The sequence below is a fragment of the Enterobacter sp. PTB genome (genome assembly GCF_051130085.1).
Lineage (GTDB): Bacteria > Pseudomonadota > Gammaproteobacteria > Enterobacterales > Enterobacteriaceae > Enterobacter > Enterobacter ludwigii.
In genome coordinates this window covers 198,450-217,185 of sequence record NZ_JBDKEE010000007.1, presented here as the reverse complement: position 1 = coordinate 217,185, position 18,736 = coordinate 198,450, and the positions used below count along the sequence as shown (strand labels likewise).

Below are 18,736 nucleotides of genomic sequence, written 5' to 3'. Positions count from 1 at the left end.
CCTGCGAGCCTTATAGGCCGGATAAGCGTCAGCGCTATCCGGCTTTTTTTAGCGAGTAATATTCCACCCGCGAGCCTTCCACAATTCTGGCAGCTGCGCCAGATCGGTGAAGGTCGTCACTTTTGGATGATCGATCGGTTTGTTGTGCGGATCGGCGCAGAAGTAAAACACCTCCATACCCGCATCAATCCCCGACTGCGCTCCCGCAGAAGAGTCATCCACCAGAATGCAGTTCGCCACGTTAACGTTCATCGCTTTTGCTGCATGGAACATCAACGCCGGGTCTGGCTTCCAGCGCTGGATATCGTAGCCGCTGAACAGTTTTTCCGGGAAGTGGTGCAACATTTCAAGCTTACCCAGCGAGTGCTGCATTTTGCTGACCGGACCGTTCGAGACCACGCAGATGGGCACCGTCATCGCATCCAGAAGCGCATTCGCCCCGGCAATGACCTCCAGCTCGGAGTCGAAGAGGCGTGCGACCTCGGCGCGGTAGACCGGCTCCAGATCTGCTTTCGCCAGATCCACACCGTGCTCTTCGTTAATGATGTCGATGATCTCGTAGAGCTTCACGCCTTTAAAGCGTTTAAACACCTCTTCGAGATCCAGCGTAATGCCAAATTCCCTGAACATGGTCACATACGCGCGGGAACAAATGACCTCACTGTCGACCAGCGTACCGTCGCAGTCGAAAAATACCGCTTCAATTCCGGACATGCCTTTCCCTTTTTACAAGTTTAACGTTTACGTACGGCAGTTTAATGAGACGCAATCGTTGCCGTATAAGCAAAATCAATGAAAAAATGTCTCTCGTAACCGCCACTATTGTCGCATTTTGGTATAGGATAGCGACGAATTTTCCCTCCTTGTTCGGAAATTGATGATGAGTCAACAACACACTACCCAGACATCTGGTCAGGGTCTGCTTGAGCGCGTGTTTAAACTGCGTGAGCACGGCACAACGGCACGCACCGAAGTGATCGCCGGTTTCACCACCTTCCTGACGATGGTCTATATCGTTTTTGTTAACCCACAAATTTTGGGCGTTGCTGGCATGGACACCAGCGCCGTCTTCGTGACCACCTGTCTGATCGCTGCGCTGGGCAGTATCCTGATGGGTGTGTTCGCTAACCTGCCCGTGGCGCTGGCCCCGGCAATGGGTCTGAACGCTTTCTTCGCGTTCGTGGTCGTCCAGGCGATGGGTCTGCCATGGCAGGTCGGCATGGGCGCTATCTTCTGGGGCGCGGTTGGCCTGCTGTTGCTGACCATTTTCCGCGTACGTTACTGGATGATAGCCAATATTCCGGTGAGCCTGCGCGTGGGCATTACCAGCGGTATTGGTCTGTTTATCGGCATGATGGGTCTGAAAAACGCAGGCGTTATCGTGGCTAACCCGGACACGCTGGTGAGCATCGGTCACCTGACCTCGCACAACGTGCTGCTGGGCGTGCTGGGCTTCTTTATCATCGCTATCCTGGCTTCGCGCAATATTCATGCGGCCGTGCTGGTTTCCATCGTGGTCACCACGCTGCTGGGCTGGATGCTGGGCGATGTGCAGTACAAAGGGATTGTCTCCGCGCCACCGAGCGTGTCTACCGTCATTGGGCACGTCGATCTGGCTGGCTCCCTGAACCTGGGTCTGGCGGGCGTGATTTTCTCCTTCATGCTGGTTAACCTGTTTGACTCCTCCGGTACGCTGATTGGCGTGACCGACAAAGCCGGCCTGGCGGATGAGAATGGGAAATTCCCGCGCATGAAGCAGGCGCTGTTCGTTGACAGTGTCTCCTCTGTCACCGGCGCGTTTATCGGTACATCGTCTGTTACCGCTTACATTGAATCCTCTTCAGGTGTCTCTGTGGGTGGCCGTACCGGTCTGACGGCGGTTGTGGTGGGTATCCTGTTCCTGCTGGTGATCTTCCTGTCGCCGCTGGCGGGCATGGTGCCTCCGTATGCAGCAGCCGGCGCGCTGATCTACGTGGGGGTGTTAATGACCTCCAGCCTGTCGCGTGTGAAGTGGGATGATTTAACCGAAGCGGTGCCTGCGTTTATTACCGCGGTGATGATGCCGTTTAGCTTCTCGATCACTGAAGGTATCGCGCTGGGCTTTATCTCCTACTGCGTCATGAAGATTGGTACCGGTCGCTTCCGCGACCTCAGCCCGTGCGTCATCATTGTGGCGCTGCTGTTTGTGCTGAAGATTGTTTTTATTGATGCCAAATAAACAGAAAGCCCTTTTCGACGAAAAGGGCTTTTGTGTTTGCGCCCTCTCCCTGTGGGAGAGGGCCAGAGTGAGGGGGTCAGGCTACGTTTAAGCTTTCACTCGCTTAATATAATCACCAAACGCGGTGAGCTGGCCAGAAAGATGGTCACGCGTACTTTGATCCACCACTTCACCCGTCTGCGGGTCGACCTTGTTCTGAATCACGCCCCCCATAAATTCCGGTTTGTTCATTACCATCGCATCCAGGAAGACCAGGATCTGACGCAGATGGTACTGGCAGCGTGCCCCGCCAATCGCGCCCATAGAGCTGGTCTGGATCAGCACCGGTTTACCCGACAGCGGCTGCTCCGGGAGACGGGATAACCAGTCAATGGCGTTCTTCAGGCCACCCGGGACGGAGTAGTTATATTCAGGCGTAACAATCACCACGCCGTCGGCCTGGCGGATCTGCTCTGCAAGCGCTTCTACGCTCTGTGGAAACCCTTCTTCCTGCTGCACATCCGCGTCGTAAAGCGGAATGTCACCAATCGATGGCAGGGCGCTAATGTCCATACCTGCCGGTGCCAGCTGAGGCAGCGTGCGGGCAACCATCCCGTTAAATGAACCTTTGCGCAGGCTTCCCAGTAACGTAACAACTTTCAACGTATCAGACATGATTACTCCTGTTTCATCATGATGACCCTGAATGGATCAGCTAAGGGTATATGCTTTTTCTGCCGGTAAACTGGTTAATCTCATCAGGCGCGCGGCGGGTTCGTTGGCTCGCTCGGGCACATCCGGAAGGCTACTCCATCCGTGTTGACTGTCAAATTCCCAGATTTTCAATCGTTCGATGGCGGGAGTCACCGCGATGGACCAAATCAGTACGTCTTCAGCATCGCTGAGCGCCTCTACCAGCGTGGCTTTAGCGGAACGCAGGCGTCCGGAGCCTGGAAGCAATTGCAGCAGGCTGGCGTCGTCTGATGCACAGCCACAGAGCTTTCGAATGCTCTGGCGTAAGGTAATGAGCTGAGCTCTGGCCTCGATGGGATCGTTCTGGTTACGCACCCACAGCTTTTCATTACTGGAAAGCGGGTAGTCATCGTGCGGGTTCGCGCCGTGGAAGCCGCGGGTTGCGTGCTGAAGCTCCATGTCCAGGCCGCAATCCCCTTCAGTGGTGAGCGCGACGCCAATGATATTGCCCGTATAGGCAATGGAGAAACGCGGCAGCTCCGGGTCGGCAAAGACCGGGCGGCCTTCAGGTTGGGTGAGGATATCCGGCAGTTCACTGGTGCCGTACAGCATGAACATCAGCTCAGCGAGAAGCGCGCGGGATGCCAAAAACCGCGTCCGGCGATGCTCCGGCAGTTTACGTGCTTCCTGGTGACACGCGGATGAAATTCTGGCCGATACGAGATGTCCCTCTGTCAGTATCCCTCTTGCAAAGTGCGTTGCCATTTTTCGCTCCTTGATAATGGTCGTATTCGGTTAAACGGTTACATGATTATCGCTTAACTTGCCTTCTGTTTTAATCAGTAAATGGGAGTAAGAGAAGCCTGAGGACCCAACTTTACATTTTCTTAGGCAAAAATAAGCGCTGGAGCGGCATATAGCGCTTTGATTGTCTCACGGAGCCAGAGGATTTTCGGATTATGGCTGTTTCGTTTATGCCAGATCAGCGTGAAAGGAACGGTCAGTTTTTCAGCCAGGGCTTCATCAATGGGAATGGGCAGGGCGATCAGCTTACGCTGGTGGAGTTGATTATAGTGATGGCAGTAGTGTGGCGCCGTGGCGATGTAGTTATGGCCGGGCTGCGCCGCCATAAACATCGACTGTTCGAAACCGGGCAGGCTCATGGCGATATTACGCTCACGTCCCATCTCTCTGAGCACCTCATCAAGCGCCCAGGTGTCGCTGCGCTCCCAGAAGATGCTGATATGCGGATAGCGCAGGAAAGTCTCCAGGTTCCACTCTTCCTGAAGAGCCGGATGATCTTCGCGCAAATAGACGCAGGGACGGTCGCTGAACAGAATTTCGTAGTCGATAAACCACGGCATGAGCTTCAACAGCTCGCGGGAGCGCGGATGCGTTTCACGGCCCGTGAAGCCAAGATCGACTTCTCCGCGCGTAATGGCATCCACCGAGTCGTAATCCCAGTGGCGCATCTTTACCGTGGCCTGTGGATAGCGCTGATTGACCTGCTCGAGCAGGGCATTAAAGCGGATCAGCATCAGAGGCGTTTCCGCGGCCAGCACGAACGTCAGCCCGCCCGGGGAGTCATGATGGAATTTATCGAGGATCTGATTGCCAATCTGCATCCAGTCGGCCAGATCCTGCTCCAGACTCATCGTCAGCGGTGTCGGCAGCAGGCCTAACGGTGTTTTCACAAACAGCGGATCGTCAAACCAGTCGCGCAGTTTCGCCAGCGATTTACTTACCGCGGACGGGGTCACGTTCATCCGTTTCGCGGCTTTGGTTACGCTGCGCTCCTGCAGCAAAAGCTGCAGGCACAACAACAGGTTAAGATCGAGACTGCTGATTGGCTTCTTCATAATGGGCCGCGGGCTGGATGACCATAAGTAAGGTGATGCAGAGCATGCTACAACCAATCAGAATCCCGATCAGCATATTGAGCGCATTAAGGCCGATGACCGCCGCCAGCCATATCCACAGCGACGAACCGCAGACCTGTGCAATACCCAGCACCGAGCTTGCCACACCCGCGCGCAGCGAGAACGGGCCAAGTGCCTGACTCATCGCCACGCCAAAGCCGACAGAGAAGCCGGCGCAAATCAGCGTAATCCCTACCAGCATCAGCGCGTGTGTGCTGGTGGTCGCCAGAATCCCCCCCGCAGCGAGGAACAGCACCTGAGAGGTTAGCATGAGCGTGCGCTGACGGAAGATATTCAGTGCGAACGGCGTCGAGAACGAGACGGCCATACTGACCATCGCGGTGAGTGCCATCACGGTGGAATACTCACCGCGATCAAACCCCATGGTCTCCATCAGCAACACCGGGGAAACGTTTACATACGTCAGGATCACCGCCACGCTCAGTGTGGTAATGGCCAGGCGACTCAGGAAAAAGCGGTTTAGCAGCGTCTCGGCCGGATGAAGGGTTGCCGTATGGCCTGCGTTTTGCGAGCCTGGATGGGTCTCTTTCAACACCGTGATCGAGAGGATAAAGACCAGCGCACCCATGGCCGCCATCGTCCAGAACAGGCTCTGCCATGGGAATTTCAGCATGATCAGATAGCCCACCACCGGCGCCATCACCGGAATGATGCAGGTAATACCGTTGAGCATGGAAAGCACTTTGGCACGGCGCTGAGCGCTTAAGGTATCGCGCAGGATGGCGAAGGCCACTACATAACAGCCACCGGCACCTATCCCCTGGATAAAGCGTCCTGTCAGGAACAGAGTACTGTCCTGGGCCAGGGAGCAGAGCATTGACGCCAGCGCGAAGATGATGGCACAGGTAATGGCCACGGGCTGACGACCCGCTTTGTCTGCGATTTTCCCGGCAAATACCATCGATGATGCCATCCCTGCGAGATAGGCCGAAAACGCAATATGCAGCTGCGCCTCGCTGGCACCCAGATCGCGGGCAATGTGCGGCAGCCCCACCAGATACATATCAATACCCGATGGATAGAGCAGAACCAGCGCAAAACTACAAAACAGAAAACGAGCCATAAACCCCCCATAGATGCAGGCAAGCAGAATAGGGGGATAAAAGGGATTAGGCGAGTTGCCATTTGGACAAAGGTGATTTCCCGGGAGGAAATCACCCTTCATCAGCGGTAATTACTTGCCGATACAGAAGCTCGAGAAAATCCGTCCCAGCAGATCGTCCGAGGTAAATTCGCCGGTTATCTCACTCAGATTTTGCTGCGCCAGACGCAGCTCTTCCGCCAGCAGTTCACCCGCCCATGCGCCAAGCAGCTGTGCTTTCCCCTGATCGAGGTGGCGTGCCGCGTCTTCCAGCGCCTGAAGGTGACGACGGCGCGCAAGGAAGCCGCCTTCCATACTGGTATCAAAGCCCATGCTCTGTTTGAGATGGTTGCGCAGGTCGTCAACGCCTTCACCGGTACGGGCCGACAGGCGAATAAGTGAGTGGCCATTCACTTCACTAATACCCAGCGTTTCGCCGGTCACATCCGCTTTGTTACGCACCACGGTGATCGGCAGTTTTGCCGGCAGGCGGGCAATAAAGTCGGGCCAGATGTCCGCCGGATCAACGGCATCGGTCGTGGTACCGTCCACCATAAACAGCACGCGGTCAGCCTGCTCAATCTCCTGCCAGGCGCGTTCGATACCGATGCGCTCTACTTCGTCACTGGCGTCGCGAAGACCTGCCGTGTCGATGATGTGCAGCGGCATACCGTCGATATGAATATGCTCACGCAGCACGTCGCGGGTGGTACCGGCGATGTCGGTGACGATCGCCGCTTCACGGCCCGCCAGGGCGTTGAGCAGGCTCGATTTACCGGCGTTAGGGCGGCCCGCAATCACGACCTTCATCCCCTCGCGCAGCAGGCTACCCTGACGTGCTTCGGCACGCACCGCGTCGAGATCGGCCATCACGCTATTGAGCTGAGCTTCAATTTTACCGTCAGAGAGGAAGTCGATCTCCTCATCCGGGAAATCGATAGCTGCTTCGACATAGATGCGCAGGTGAGTAAGTGCTTCCACAAGATGATTCACGCGCGCCGAGAACGCGCCCTGAAGCGAGTTCAGTGCGGAGCGGGCTGCCTGCTCGGAGCTGGCGTCGATCAGGTCAGCAATTGCTTCTGCCTGTGCGAGGTCGAGCTTGTCGTTCAGGAAGGCACGCTCGGAGAACTCACCTGGCTTTGCAATGCGCAGGCCCGGCAGCGTCAGAATGCGTTTTAACAGCAGGTCGAGGATGACCGGGCCACCGTGGCCCTGCAGCTCCAGCACGTCTTCTCCGGTAAAGGAGTTCGGGCCCGGGAACCACAGCGCAATGCCCTGGTCCAGCGGCGTGCCGTCAGTGTCTTTAAACGGCAGATAATCAGCGTAGCGCGGCTTTGGCAGTTTACCCAGCACCGCTTCGGCGACCTCGCGGGCCTTCAGGCCGGAGATACGCAGAATGCCTACACCACCGCGTCCCGGTGGGGTTGCCTGGGCGACGATAGTGTCGTTATGGCTCATGGTTGGTCTCGTTCAATACAAATAAAAAAGGCGGTCAATCGACCGCCCTTATTTTAGCGTTAACTTACCGAATCAGGACTTTTTCTTTTCGCGGCTATGCAGGCCACGTTTTTCCAGACCACGGTAAATCAGCTGCTGCTGGATAATGGTCACCAGGTTGCTGACGATATAGTACAGCACCAGACCTGACGGGAACCACAGGAAGAACACGGTGAAGATGACCGGCATAAAGGTCATGATCTTCTGCTGCATCGGGTCGGTCACGGTGGTCGGCGACATCTTCTGGATGAAGAACATCGTTACGCCCATCAGGATCGGCAGGATGTAGTACGGGTCCTGTGCAGACAGGTCATGGATCCACAGGGCGAACGGCGCGTGGCGCAGCTCAACGGAACCCATCAGCATGTAGTACAGCGCAAGGAAGATTGGCATCTGAATCAGCAGCGGGAAGCAACCACCCAGTGGGTTCACTTTCTCTGCTTTATACAGGGCCATCATCTCCTGGCTCTGACGCTGTTTGTCATCGCCCAGACGCTCACGCATTGCCTGAATCTTCGGCTGCAGCATACGCATCTTCGCCATGGAGGTGTACTGCGCTTTAGTCAGCGGGTACATGATGCCACGTACGATGAAGGTGATAACAATGATGGAGAAGCCCCAGTTACCCAGGAAGCTGTGGATGAACTTCAGCAGCTTAAACAGCGGCTGAGAGATGAACCACAACCAGCCGTAGTCCACGGTCAGATCCAGGTGCGGCGCAACGGCAGCCATTTTGTCCTGGATTTCCGGACCGACCCACAGGGTGCTTGCCAGCTTACCGGTTTGACCCGGCTGTACCAGAACCGGCTGAGATTTGTAGCCAATGGCTGCAAGACCGTTACCCAGGTTCGCGGTATAGAAGTTGTTAGTACCGTCGTTCGTTGGCACCCACGCAGTGGCGAAATACTGCTGCAGCATTGCCACCCAACCGCCTTTAGCGCTGACGTTCAGGTTTTCGTTATCGGCAATGGTGTCGAATTTGTATTTCTCGTACTTCGCATCAGGCGTAGAGTACGCCGCGCCACGGAAGGTATGCAGCGCAAAGTTGCTGCTTCCGGTGTCACGGTGAGACGGCAGATTGATGGACTGCTTCAGCTGACCAAAGGTCGACAGTTCCAGCGGTTTCGCACCGGTGTTCTGAACGCTGTAGCCCACGTTCACCGCATATTCACCGCGTTTCAGGGTGAAGGTTTTGGTGAAGGTGTTGCCCGCGGCGTCGGTGTAGGTCATCGGGATAGCGATTTCGTTCTGACCATCAGCCAGTACGAAGGTCTCTTTCTCGACGTTGTACAGTGGACGCGCACCGTTAGCCGGGTTATCCGGGCCATCACGACCGGTCAGGCCGCTCTGGGCCTGGTAGATAAACTCAGGCGTGGTTTCCAGTAACTGGAACGGTTCGTTAGACTTCAGCTCTTTTGGGTAGGTCAACAGCAGCGCCTGCTCAACATCACCACCACGGGTGTTGATAGTCAGCTCAAGCACATCGGTCTTAACCGTAATCTGTTTCCCCTGGCCACTGGCCGGTACGCCCTGGTCGGCGGCGCTACCCGCTGCGGTGGTCGTAGTCTGCGTGGTCTGCTGCTGGGGTTGAGGATTTTTATCCTGCTCCCATGCCTGCCAGATCATGAAAGACACGAACAACAAAGCGATGATAAGAAGATTGCGTTGCGAATCCATCGTTAGTGTTCTCTGGTATCAAAGGGTCCTGGCGGGACGGGATCGTCTCCACCTGGGTGTAAAGGGTGGCATTTTAATACGCGTTTCACCGTCAACCAACTGCCTTTTATCACTCCAAACCTGCGCAATGCCTCAATTCCGTAGCTTGAGCATGTTGGCGTGAAACGGCAGTGCGGCCCGAGTAGCGGACTAATCAGGCGTTGATAGACCCGAATGAGGGCTATCAGGACCCGCGAGCCAGGCGACAATGGCGGCGCCATAATTTTTCCAACGCTTCCGAGAGAGCACGGTTATCGAGGTCGGCAACCCCTTTTTTAGCCACCACCACGAAATCCATTGAAGGCAGTTCGTGCTGACGTAAACGGAAGCTTTCACGCGTCAGACGTTTAATCCGATTGCGTTCATGCGCACGCTTAACGTTTTTCTTGGCGACAGTAAGACCGATGCGGGGATGCCCCAGCGAATTCAGGCGGCCGAGGATGGTGATTTGCGGCGTGCCAGCCCGTTGTGGCTGCTGGAAGACGAAAGTGAAATGAGTGGGAGTTAACAAACGTAACTCCCTGGGAAATGCTAGCTTAACCACTCAGGGGTTAGCTTTATTACTTGGAAACGGTCAGACGAGCGCGGCCTTTAGCACGACGACGTGCCAGAACCTGACGACCATTTTTAGTAGCCATACGAGCACGGAAGCCGTGAGAACGGTTGCGCTTCAGTACAGACGGTTGAAAAGTGCGTTTCATGGCGATTTCTACCTAAACTTGAATAAATTCACTGACTTTTGCGTATACCCGAACGAGTTTCGAACGACTAACGCCTCAGCGTGGGTGATTAAAGAGGCCGGATTGTAATAATTGTACACTCCGGAGTCAATTCTCTTTCCTTATTTCCCGCGTATTTCCGCACGTTTTCGCGTGGAAAATGAGCAACGGACGACGCAGGAAGATGAGCACCACGCGCCGGGTCGAGGATTATACGGCCTCCCAAACAAAGCGCAAGGATCGTCCCGGATCTTCGTTAGATCATTTAAGCAAGAAATTGTCTGTGCTCATTAATTTTTCCAATATGCGGGCTAAATCGTAGGGTACTCGCCCCAGGATCGTTTACACTTACCCGGTTTCCGATCTTCCTGTGGATAAATCGGGAAGAATCTGTGAGAAACAGAAGATCTCTGGCTCAGTTTAGGCTATGATCCGCGGTCCCGATCGGGATCCAGCGATCCTGGCCGGGTATAACCGCAGATAGCGGTTCGCACATCACCCTTTTGCACAGGGTCATGTCGATGTGCGCCAACAATCATGAATATTCAATAGTTTTCTTTTATTGTTCGAGTGGAGTCCGCCGTGTCACTTTCGCTTTGGCAGCAGTGTCTTGCCCGATTGCAGGATGAGTTACCAGCCACAGAATTCAGTATGTGGATCCGCCCCTTGCAGGCGGAACTGAGCGATAACACGCTGGCTTTGTATGCGCCAAACCGTTTTGTGCTCGATTGGGTAAGGGATAAATACCTTAATAACATCAATGGACTGCTGAATGATTTCTGCGGATCCGATGCGCCACAGCTACGCTTTGAAGTGGGAACAAAACCGGTCACGCAGACCGTGCGTGAAACGGTAAATGTGGCAATACCTGCTCAGGCAGCCCCCGCTCCGGCACCGCGCGCCCTTCCGGCGACCCGTTCGGGCTGGGACAACGTGCCTGCTCCGGCAGAGCAAACCTACCGTTCTAACGTCAATGTTAAACACACGTTCGATAACTTCGTTGAAGGTAAATCGAACCAGCTGGCGCGCGCGGCGGCACGCCAGGTTGCAGATAACCCCGGTGGTGCCTACAACCCGCTGTTCCTTTATGGCGGCACGGGTTTGGGTAAAACGCACCTTCTGCATGCGGTAGGCAACGGCATTATGGCGCGTAAGCCAAATGCGAAAGTGGTGTATATGCACTCCGAGCGCTTCGTTCAGGACATGGTAAAAGCCCTGCAAAACAATGCGATCGAAGAGTTTAAACGCTACTACCGTTCTGTTGACGCACTGCTTATCGATGACATCCAGTTCTTTGCCAATAAAGAACGATCCCAGGAAGAGTTTTTCCACACCTTTAATGCGCTGCTGGAAGGTAATCAGCAGATCATTTTGACGTCGGATCGTTATCCAAAAGAGATCAACGGCGTTGAAGATCGTCTGAAATCCCGTTTTGGCTGGGGCCTGACCGTGGCGATCGAGCCACCGGAACTGGAAACCCGCGTCGCGATCCTGATGAAGAAAGCCGATGAAAACGACATTCGCCTGCCGGGTGAAGTGGCGTTCTTTATTGCCAAGCGTCTGCGCTCCAACGTCCGTGAGCTTGAAGGGGCACTGAACCGCGTGATTGCCAATGCCAACTTCACCGGCCGTGCGATCACCATCGATTTTGTGCGTGAAGCGCTGCGCGATTTGCTGGCACTGCAGGAAAAATTGGTCACTATCGACAATATTCAAAAGACGGTGGCCGAGTACTACAAAATCAAAGTGGCAGATTTGCTGTCTAAACGTCGTTCCCGCTCGGTGGCGCGTCCGCGTCAGATGGCGATGGCGCTGGCAAAGGAGTTAACCAACCACAGTCTGCCGGAGATCGGCGATGCGTTTGGTGGCCGTGACCATACGACCGTGCTGCACGCTTGTCGTAAGATTGAGCAGTTACGCGAAGAAAGCCACGACATAAAAGAAGATTTTTCCAATTTAATCAGAACATTATCATCGTGACGCTATGAAATTTACCGTTGAACGTGAACATTTATTAAAACCGCTGCAACAGGTGAGTGGCCCATTAGGTGGCCGCCCAACGCTGCCAATTCTCGGAAACCTGCTGCTTCAGGTCGCGGACGGTACGCTGTCGCTGACCGGCACAGATCTGGAAATGGAAATGATCGCGCGCGTTACGCTGTCTCAGCCGCATGAAGCGGGCGCGACCACTGTTCCGGCACGTAAATTCTTTGATATCTGCCGCGGGCTGCCGGAAGGCGCTGAAATTGCCGTGCAGCTGGAAGGCGACCGTATGCTGGTGCGCTCTGGCCGCAGCCGTTTCTCGCTCTCGACGCTGCCAGCCGCGGACTTCCCGAACCTGGACGACTGGCAGAGTGAAGTTGAATTCACCCTGCCGCAGGCAACGATGAAGCGTCTGATTGAAGCCACGCAGTTCTCAATGGCGCATCAGGACGTTCGTTACTACTTAAACGGCATGCTGTTCGAAACCGAAGGTGAAGAGCTGCGTACCGTGGCTACCGACGGTCACCGACTGGCAGTCTGTTCCATGCCCATTGGCGACTCGCTGCCAAACCATTCGGTGATCGTACCGCGTAAAGGCGTGATTGAGCTGATGCGTATGCTCGACGGTGGTGATACGCCACTGCGCGTGCAGATCGGCAGCAATAACATCCGTGCTCATGTGGGTGATTTTGTCTTCACATCGAAGCTGGTTGACGGTCGTTTCCCGGATTATCGCCGCGTATTGCCGAAGAACCCGGACAAAACGCTGGAAGCAGGTTGCGACAGCCTCAAGCAGGCTTTTGCCCGCGCCGCGATTCTCTCTAACGAGAAATTCCGCGGGGTGCGTCTGTATGTGAGCGAAAATCAGATCAAAATCACCGCCAACAACCCGGAGCAGGAAGAGGCAGAAGAGATTCTGGACGTCACCTATGCCGGGACTGAGATGGAAATCGGCTTTAACGTCAGTTATGTGCTGGATGTGCTGAACGCGCTTAAATGCGAAAACGTTCGCATTCTGCTGACCGACTCCGTTTCGAGTGTACAGATTGAAGATGCGGCCAGCCAAAGTGCGGCTTACGTTGTCATGCCGATGAGGCTGTAGTGAACGCTATCGGGCTATCTTACTTGCCTTTTTCAACCCGGGCTGTGCTCGTCCCTGTCTCGTACTTCGTGTACGCGCCAGGGTCTGCGTGCAGTCCGCGTTGAAACGGGCTGAGCCGATTACGCCCTGGCCCGAAGAAATCCAGATATGTCACTGACGCGCCTTTTAATTAAAGATTTCCGCAATATCGAAAACGCGGATCTCGCTTTATCCCCTGGCTTTAATTTCCTGGTTGGCGCGAACGGCAGCGGCAAAACCAGCGTGCTTGAGGCCATCTACACGCTCGGCCATGGACGGGCGTTTCGCAGTCTGCAAATTGGCCGCGTCATTCGCCACGAACAGGAAGCCTTTGTTCTGCACGGGCGTTTGCAGGGCGAGGAGCGTGAAACGGCCATCGGTCTGACCAAAGACAAGCAGGGCGACAGCAAGGTTCGTATCGACGGTACTGACGGCCACAAAGTGGCTGAGCTCGCGCTACTGATGCCAATGCAGCTTATTACGCCGGAGGGGTTTACTTTACTCAATGGCGGCCCCAAATACAGAAGAGCCTTCCTTGACTGGGGATGCTTTCACAACGAAGCCGGTTTCTTTAACGCCTGGAGCAACCTGAAGCGCCTGCTTAAGCAGCGTAACGCTGCACTGCGCCAGGTGACACGCTACGCCCAGCTGCGCCCGTGGGACAAGGAATTAATTCCCCTTGCGGAACAAATCAGCTGCTGGCGTGCCGAATACAGCGCGGGTATCGCCGACGATATGGCCGACACCTGCAAACAGTTTTTACCTGAATTCTCTCTCACCTTCTCCTTCCAGCGCGGCTGGGAGAAAGAGACAGATTATGCCGAAGTGTTAGAGAGAAATTTCGAGCGCGACCGCATGCTGACCTACACCGCACATGGCCCGCACAAGGCGGATTTCCGCATTCGTGCCGACGGTGCGCCGGTGGAAGACACGCTGTCGCGTGGGCAGCTCAAGCTTTTGATGTGCGCGCTGCGCCTGGCGCAGGGAGAGTTTTTGACCCGCGAGAGCGGGCGACGCTGCCTGTACCTGATAGATGATTTTGCCTCGGAACTTGACGACGCGCGGCGCGGGCTGCTTGCCAGCCGCTTAAAAGCCACGCAGTCACAGGTTTTCGTCAGTGCGATTAGCGCTGAACACGTTATAGACATGTCGGACGAAAATTCGAAGATGTTTACCGTGGAAAAGGGTAAAATAACGGATTAACCCAAGTTGAAATGAGCGAGAAACGTTGATGTCGAATTCTTATGACTCCTCCAGTATCAAAGTCCTGAAAGGGCTGGATGCGGTGCGTAAGCGCCCGGGTATGTATATCGGCGACACGGATGACGGCACCGGTCTGCACCACATGGTATTCGAGGTGGTAGATAACGCTATCGACGAAGCGCTCGCGGGTCACTGTAAAGACATCGTGGTCACGATCCATGCGGACAACTCCGTCTCCGTCACCGATGACGGTCGTGGCATCCCAACCGGTATTCACCCGGAAGAGGGCGTATCGGCTGCGGAAGTTATCATGACCGTTCTGCACGCAGGCGGTAAGTTCGATGATAACTCCTATAAAGTTTCCGGCGGTCTGCACGGTGTAGGTGTGTCCGTGGTTAACGCCCTGTCGCAGAAACTGGAGCTGGTTATCCAGCGCGAAGGCAAAATTCACCGTCAGCTGTATACGCACGGCGTGCCGCAGGCACCGCTGGCTGTTACGGGTGACACCGACAAAACCGGTACCATGGTGCGTTTCTGGCCGAGCCTTGAAACGTTCACCAACGTTACCGAGTTCGAATATGAGATTCTGGCGAAACGCCTGCGTGAACTGTCGTTCCTGAACTCCGGTGTCTCGATTCGTCTGCGTGACAAACGCGACAACAGAGAAGACCACTTCCACTACGAAGGCGGTATCCGGGCGTTCGTTGAGTATCTGAACAAGAACAAAACGCCCATTCACCCGAATATCTTCTACTTCTCTACCGAAAAAGACGGTATTGGCGTGGAAGTGGCGCTGCAGTGGAACGATGGTTTCCAGGAAAACATCTACTGCTTCACCAACAACATTCCACAGCGTGACGGCGGTACTCACCTTGCGGGCTTCCGTGCGGCGATGACCCGTACCCTGAATGCCTACATGGACAAAGAAGGCTACAGCAAAAAAGCGAAAGTCAGCGCCACCGGTGACGATGCCCGTGAAGGCCTGATTGCGGTTGTCTCCGTGAAGGTACCGGATCCGAAGTTCTCCTCTCAGACTAAAGACAAGCTGGTCTCTTCTGAGGTGAAATCGGCGGTTGAACAGCAGATGAACGAACTGCTGAGCGAATACCTGCTGGAAAACCCGTCAGACGCGAAAATCGTGGTTGGCAAAATTATCGATGCGGCACGTGCCCGTGAAGCGGCGCGTAAAGCCCGTGAAATGACCCGTCGTAAAGGCGCGCTGGATTTAGCTGGCCTGCCAGGCAAACTGGCTGACTGCCAGGAACGCGACCCGGCGCTGTCCGAACTGTACCTCGTGGAAGGGGACTCCGCGGGCGGATCTGCGAAGCAGGGCCGTAACCGTAAGAATCAGGCTATCCTGCCGCTGAAGGGTAAAATCCTCAACGTGGAGAAGGCCCGTTTCGACAAGATGCTCTCTTCTCAGGAAGTGGCAACGCTGATCACCGCGCTCGGTTGCGGCATCGGCCGTGACGAGTACAACCCGGACAAACTGCGCTACCACAGCATCATCATCATGACCGATGCGGACGTCGACGGCTCGCACATCCGTACGCTGCTGTTGACCTTCTTCTATCGTCAGATGCCAGAAATTGTTGAACGTGGCCACGTCTACATTGCACAGCCACCGCTGTACAAAGTGAAGAAAGGCAAACAGGAACAGTACATCAAAGACGACGAAGCGATGGATCAGTACCAAATCGCGATCGCGCTTGATGGTGCGACCCTGCATGCGAACTCTCACGCTCCTGCACTGGCCGGTGAGCCGCTGGAGCGTCTGGTGTCCGAGTTTAACGCGGCGCAGAAAATGATTGGTCGTATGGAGCGTCGTTATCCTAAATCGCTGCTGAAGGCGCTGATTTATCAGCCAACCCTGACGGAAGCCGATCTGAGCGATGAACAGGTTGTTACCCGCTGGGTGAACACCCTGGTAACCGAGCTGAACGAGAAAGAGCAGCACGGCAGCCAGTGGAAGTTCGATGTCCAGCAGAACGCTCAGCAGCAGTTCGAACCGATTGTGCGCGTGCGTACTCACGGCGTTGATACCGATTACCCCCTGGAGCACGAGTTTGTGACCGGTCCGGAATATCGCCGTATCTGTACGCTGGGTGAGAAGCTCCGTGGTCTTATCGAAGACGATGCGTTTATCGAACGTGGTGAACGTCGTCAGCCGGTAGCAAGCTTCGAGCAGGCGCTGGAATGGCTGGTGAAAGAGTCCCGTCGTGGTCTGTCTATTCAGCGTTATAAAGGTCTGGGTGAAATGAACCCGGATCAGCTGTGGGAAACCACCATGGATCCGGAAAGCCGTCGTATGCTGCGCGTGACCGTTAAAGACGCGATTGCAGCCGATCAGCTGTTCACAACCCTGATGGGCGATGCGGTTGAACCACGTCGTGCCTTTATTGAAGAGAACGCCCTGAAAGCGGCGAATATCGATATCTAAGGGTGGTTACACCGCAAGTCCGAGGCCGCGCATTTAGCGCGGCTTTTTTGTGGGCGCAGAATTATCGGCATCCAGTTCCAGCGACAGGACTGACGGTAACCGGCTGACCAACATGTCGACCGCAATCCTGACTCGCAGGGGCAGATGCGGCGTCTGCTGCCAGACCGCGTGAACGTCGAAACGCACATCCGGTGCCTGATTTAAGAGTGGGATGAGCCTTCCATTCTGCAGCTCTTTGCGCACCATCCAGCAGGGTAACCATGCAATACCATGCCCGGCCAGCGCTGCGTCGCAGATAGCCTGCAGATCGTCCATATTGAGGGATGAGCGGGGAATTAGGGTGTGCTGCGTGCCTTCGTGGTCCGCCAGTTCCCACGGTAACACCCTGCCGGCACGCAGGTAGTTAATGGCCTTATGCTGGCGTAAATCGCCAACGGTTTCAGGCTGGCCGTTATTCCTGAGGTATTCCGGCGCGGCGCACAGCACCATTCGGTGTTTCCCCAGGCGTCTGGCGACCAGCATGGTGCTGTCCGGCAGTGCGCCGTTTCGCACCGCCATATCAAACCCTTCCTCGACGATATCCACTACGCGATCGCTGAATGACATTTCCAGCTCAAGGGCAGGATGCTCCTGCGTCAAGGCTATCAGCAGCGGGGCGATGCACTGGCGACCAAACAGCACCGGCATGGCAACACGCAGACGGCCACTCACCTGATGTTTCCCTGTTTCCAGCAGCGACTCCGCGCCACGGATTTCCTGGAGTGCTCGCAGGCAACGTTCATAAAAAAGGGCACCGTTATCGGTCAGGCTTTGGCTACGCGTTGTGCGCTGAAACAGGCGTACTCCCAGCCGCGCTTCAAGGCGAGCAATGCTTTTCCCTACCGCCGAGCGCGACAAATGCAAACGCACCGCGGCCTGAGCAAAACTGCCTGCCTCTACGGCGGCGACAAAAACGGGAATATCCTTCAGCGTATCGGTCATGGATTGTCGTTCTTCAGGAATCAATAGTGGGAAAAGGTATCGCCACTGGCGACCTTGAGTCAACGTTAGACTGTCAGTACTGAAGTGCATTTGATAACAGGAGAAAAAGATGACAGAGATGATGCAACGCTGGTCAATGGACGCCCTTGGGCGTGAAAACCTCAGACTCACTCAGGCGCCTGTTCCCCAGCCGGGCCCGGGTGAAGTGCGCGTGCGGGTGAACGCTGTTGCGCTCAACTATCGCGATAAAATGGTCATCGAAGGCAACATGCCGATCGCGCTCACCTTCCCGTTTACTCCGGCATCTGACATGGCAGGCGTGGTGGACAGTACGGGTGAAGGCGTTACCCGCTTTAAACCCGGTGCTCGCGTCATCTCCACCTTCTCTCCGGAGTGGGTCGACGGTAAACCGAAAGGCGACGCCCGCAATTTGCCCTACCAGACGCTGGGCGGTTACTTCCAGGGGATGCTGTCTGAATACGTGATCATGCGTGAAAACTGGCTGGTGGCCGCCCCGGAAACGCTGGATGACGCAGAGGCCAGCACCTTACCCTGCGCGGGGCTTACCGCATGGTTTGCGCTGGTGGAGCGCGGACAGTTACGTGCCGGACAGTCGGTGCTGGTGCAAGGCACAGGCGGTGTCGCAATCTTCGCGTTGCAAATCGCCAAAGCACACGGTGCAGAAGTTTTTGTGACGTCGGGCAGTGATGAAAAACTGGCGCTGGCTAAAACGCTCGGTGCCGATCGGGGCATCAACCGGCTTAAAGGGAACTGGGCTGACGAGATTTACGCGCTGACGCAGGATCGCGGTATCGACCATATTATTGAAACCGTTGGCGGGGAGAACCTGAGACATTCCCTGCGGGCCGTTGCCGTTCATGGGCGCATATCCGTCATTGGCGTGTTGGCCGGGAGTGAAATCTCGCTGCCTGCCAGCGAACTCTTGCTGAAATCACCGGTGATTCAGGGGATTGGTGTCGGGCACCGCCGTGCGCTGGAAGATTTTGTCCGCGCAGTCGATGTCACGGGGCTGAAACCGGTGATTGAACACCGCTACCGTTTTAACCAGCTTGAAGAGGCGCTTGTACACCTCGACCGCGGTGCTTTTGGCAAAATAGTCCTCACCCGCGAGTAAGCCGTTATCCCCGGGACAGGCGTAAAAGGGG

The 18,736-nt window shown here is 55.5% G+C and carries 17 protein-coding genes; 6 read left to right on the top strand and 11 right to left on the bottom strand.

What is annotated here, in order from left to right:
- Window positions 1-48: 48 nt before the first annotated feature.
- On the bottom strand, window positions 49-714 hold the full coding sequence (yieH, locus tag AAIR21_RS11615; protein ID WP_014172293.1) for a 6-phosphogluconate phosphatase: 666 nt from the start codon (window positions 712-714) through the stop codon (window positions 49-51).
- A gap of 166 nt (window positions 715-880) precedes the next feature.
- On the opposite strand from yieH, the gene AAIR21_RS11610 reads away from it, so the two are divergent.
- Window positions 881-2,218: an NCS2 family permease gene (locus AAIR21_RS11610; protein WP_138614807.1), complete on the top strand. Its 1,338-nt coding sequence runs from the start codon at window positions 881-883 to the stop codon at window positions 2,216-2,218.
- A gap of 87 nt (window positions 2,219-2,305) precedes the next feature.
- Here AAIR21_RS11610 and AAIR21_RS11605 read toward each other — a convergent pair whose 3' ends face one another.
- The 9 genes from AAIR21_RS11605 to rpmH form a co-directional block, all read right to left on the bottom strand.
- Window positions 2,306-2,872 (bottom strand): NADPH-dependent FMN reductase, encoded by a 567-nt coding sequence (locus tag AAIR21_RS11605; protein ID WP_020882759.1) that lies wholly within the window; start codon window positions 2,870-2,872, stop codon window positions 2,306-2,308.
- Between the two features lie 36 nt (window positions 2,873-2,908).
- A complete protein-coding gene (locus tag AAIR21_RS11600; RefSeq protein ID WP_014172296.1) occupies window positions 2,909-3,655 on the bottom strand; it encodes a 4'-phosphopantetheinyl transferase family protein in 747 nt (248 codons plus the stop codon).
- 122 nt (window positions 3,656-3,777) lie between these two features.
- Window positions 3,778-4,749 carry an HTH-type transcriptional regulator YidZ gene (gene yidZ / locus AAIR21_RS11595; protein WP_020882758.1) on the bottom strand — a complete coding sequence of 324 codons (972 nt, stop codon included), beginning with the start codon at window positions 4,747-4,749 and terminating at the stop codon, window positions 3,778-3,780.
- A complete protein-coding gene (locus AAIR21_RS11590; protein ID WP_020882757.1) occupies window positions 4,718-5,893 on the bottom strand; it encodes an MFS transporter in 1,176 nt (391 codons plus the stop codon). The genes yidZ and AAIR21_RS11590 overlap by 32 nt, the downstream gene beginning before the upstream one ends.
- A 111-nt stretch (window positions 5,894-6,004) precedes the next feature.
- Window positions 6,005-7,369: a tRNA uridine-5-carboxymethylaminomethyl(34) synthesis GTPase MnmE gene (mnmE, locus tag AAIR21_RS11585; protein ID WP_014172299.1), complete on the bottom strand. Its 1,365-nt coding sequence runs from the start codon at window positions 7,367-7,369 to the stop codon at window positions 6,005-6,007.
- A gap of 72 nt (window positions 7,370-7,441) precedes the next feature.
- Complete coding sequence (yidC, locus tag AAIR21_RS11580; protein ID WP_014172300.1) at window positions 7,442-9,085, bottom strand: membrane protein insertase YidC; 1,644 nt, start codon at window positions 9,083-9,085, stop codon at window positions 7,442-7,444.
- Window positions 9,086-9,087: 2 nt separating this feature from the next.
- Window positions 9,088-9,345: a membrane protein insertion efficiency factor YidD gene (yidD, locus tag AAIR21_RS11575; protein WP_001307474.1), complete on the bottom strand. Its 258-nt coding sequence runs from the start codon at window positions 9,343-9,345 to the stop codon at window positions 9,088-9,090.
- Complete coding sequence (rnpA, locus tag AAIR21_RS11570; RefSeq protein WP_014172301.1) at window positions 9,309-9,668, bottom strand: ribonuclease P protein component; 360 nt, start codon at window positions 9,666-9,668, stop codon at window positions 9,309-9,311. The genes yidD and rnpA overlap by 37 nt, the downstream gene beginning before the upstream one ends.
- A 16-nt stretch (window positions 9,669-9,684) precedes the next feature.
- Entirely contained in the window at window positions 9,685-9,825 is a 141-nt protein-coding gene (rpmH, locus tag AAIR21_RS11565) for a 50S ribosomal protein L34 (protein WP_000831330.1), read from the bottom strand.
- Between the two features lie 600 nt (window positions 9,826-10,425).
- Between rpmH and dnaA the strand changes: the two genes are divergently transcribed.
- The 4 genes from dnaA (at window position 10,426) to gyrB (ending at window position 16,589) form a co-directional block, all read left to right on the top strand.
- Window positions 10,426-11,823, top strand: a complete 1,398-nt coding sequence (gene dnaA / locus AAIR21_RS11560) for a chromosomal replication initiator protein DnaA (protein WP_020882755.1) — start codon at window positions 10,426-10,428, stop codon at window positions 11,821-11,823.
- Between the two features lie 4 nt (window positions 11,824-11,827).
- Complete coding sequence (dnaN, locus tag AAIR21_RS11555; protein WP_014167956.1) at window positions 11,828-12,928, top strand: DNA polymerase III subunit beta; 1,101 nt, start codon at window positions 11,828-11,830, stop codon at window positions 12,926-12,928.
- A 147-nt stretch (window positions 12,929-13,075) separates the two neighbouring features.
- Window positions 13,076-14,149: a DNA replication/repair protein RecF gene (gene recF / locus AAIR21_RS11550; RefSeq protein WP_025202644.1), complete on the top strand. Its 1,074-nt coding sequence runs from the start codon at window positions 13,076-13,078 to the stop codon at window positions 14,147-14,149.
- A 28-nt stretch (window positions 14,150-14,177) separates the two neighbouring features.
- Window positions 14,178-16,589 carry a DNA topoisomerase (ATP-hydrolyzing) subunit B gene (gene gyrB / locus AAIR21_RS11545; protein ID WP_020882753.1) on the top strand — a complete coding sequence of 804 codons (2,412 nt, stop codon included), beginning with the start codon at window positions 14,178-14,180 and terminating at the stop codon, window positions 16,587-16,589.
- A 33-nt stretch (window positions 16,590-16,622) separates the two neighbouring features.
- On the opposite strand, the gene AAIR21_RS11540 is transcribed toward gyrB, so the two are convergent.
- A complete protein-coding gene (locus AAIR21_RS11540) occupies window positions 16,623-17,570 on the bottom strand; it encodes a LysR family transcriptional regulator (protein WP_183516830.1) in 948 nt (315 codons plus the stop codon).
- Between the two features lie 109 nt (window positions 17,571-17,679).
- Between AAIR21_RS11540 and AAIR21_RS11535 the strand changes: the two genes are divergently transcribed.
- Window positions 17,680-18,705 (top strand): zinc-dependent alcohol dehydrogenase family protein, encoded by a 1,026-nt coding sequence (locus AAIR21_RS11535; protein ID WP_014167960.1) that lies wholly within the window; start codon window positions 17,680-17,682, stop codon window positions 18,703-18,705.
- The last annotated feature ends 31 nt before the right edge of the window (window positions 18,706-18,736 follow it).

Coding starts and splice junctions, on each gene's coding strand:
- yieH (WP_014172293.1), bottom strand. CDS start 714: ATGTCCGGAATTGAAGCGGTATTTTTCGACTGCGACGGTACGCTGGTC.
- AAIR21_RS11610 (WP_138614807.1), top strand. CDS start 881: ATGAGTCAACAACACACTACCCAGACATCTGGTCAGGGTCTGCTTGAG.
- AAIR21_RS11605 (WP_020882759.1), bottom strand. CDS start 2,872: ATGTCTGATACGTTGAAAGTTGTTACGTTACTGGGAAGCCTGCGCAAA.
- AAIR21_RS11600 (WP_014172296.1), bottom strand. CDS start 3,655: ATGGCAACGCACTTTGCAAGAGGGATACTGACAGAGGGACATCTCGTA.
- yidZ (WP_020882758.1), bottom strand. CDS start 4,749: ATGAAGAAGCCAATCAGCAGTCTCGATCTTAACCTGTTGTTGTGCCTG.
- AAIR21_RS11590 (WP_020882757.1), bottom strand. CDS start 5,893: ATGGCTCGTTTTCTGTTTTGTAGTTTTGCGCTGGTTCTGCTCTATCCA.
- mnmE (WP_014172299.1), bottom strand. CDS start 7,369: ATGAGCCATAACGACACTATCGTCGCCCAGGCAACCCCACCGGGACGC.
- yidC (WP_014172300.1), bottom strand. CDS start 9,085: ATGGATTCGCAACGCAATCTTCTTATCATCGCTTTGTTGTTCGTGTCT.
- yidD (WP_001307474.1), bottom strand. CDS start 9,345: ATGGCGCCGCCATTGTCGCCTGGCTCGCGGGTCCTGATAGCCCTCATT.
- rpmH (WP_000831330.1), bottom strand. CDS start 9,825: ATGAAACGCACTTTTCAACCGTCTGTACTGAAGCGCAACCGTTCTCAC.
- dnaN (WP_014167956.1), top strand. CDS start 11,828: ATGAAATTTACCGTTGAACGTGAACATTTATTAAAACCGCTGCAACAG.
- recF (WP_025202644.1), top strand. CDS start 13,076: ATGTCACTGACGCGCCTTTTAATTAAAGATTTCCGCAATATCGAAAAC.
- gyrB (WP_020882753.1), top strand. CDS start 14,178: ATGTCGAATTCTTATGACTCCTCCAGTATCAAAGTCCTGAAAGGGCTG.
- AAIR21_RS11540 (WP_183516830.1), bottom strand. CDS start 17,570: ATGACCGATACGCTGAAGGATATTCCCGTTTTTGTCGCCGCCGTAGAG.
- AAIR21_RS11535 (WP_014167960.1), top strand. CDS start 17,680: ATGACAGAGATGATGCAACGCTGGTCAATGGACGCCCTTGGGCGTGAA.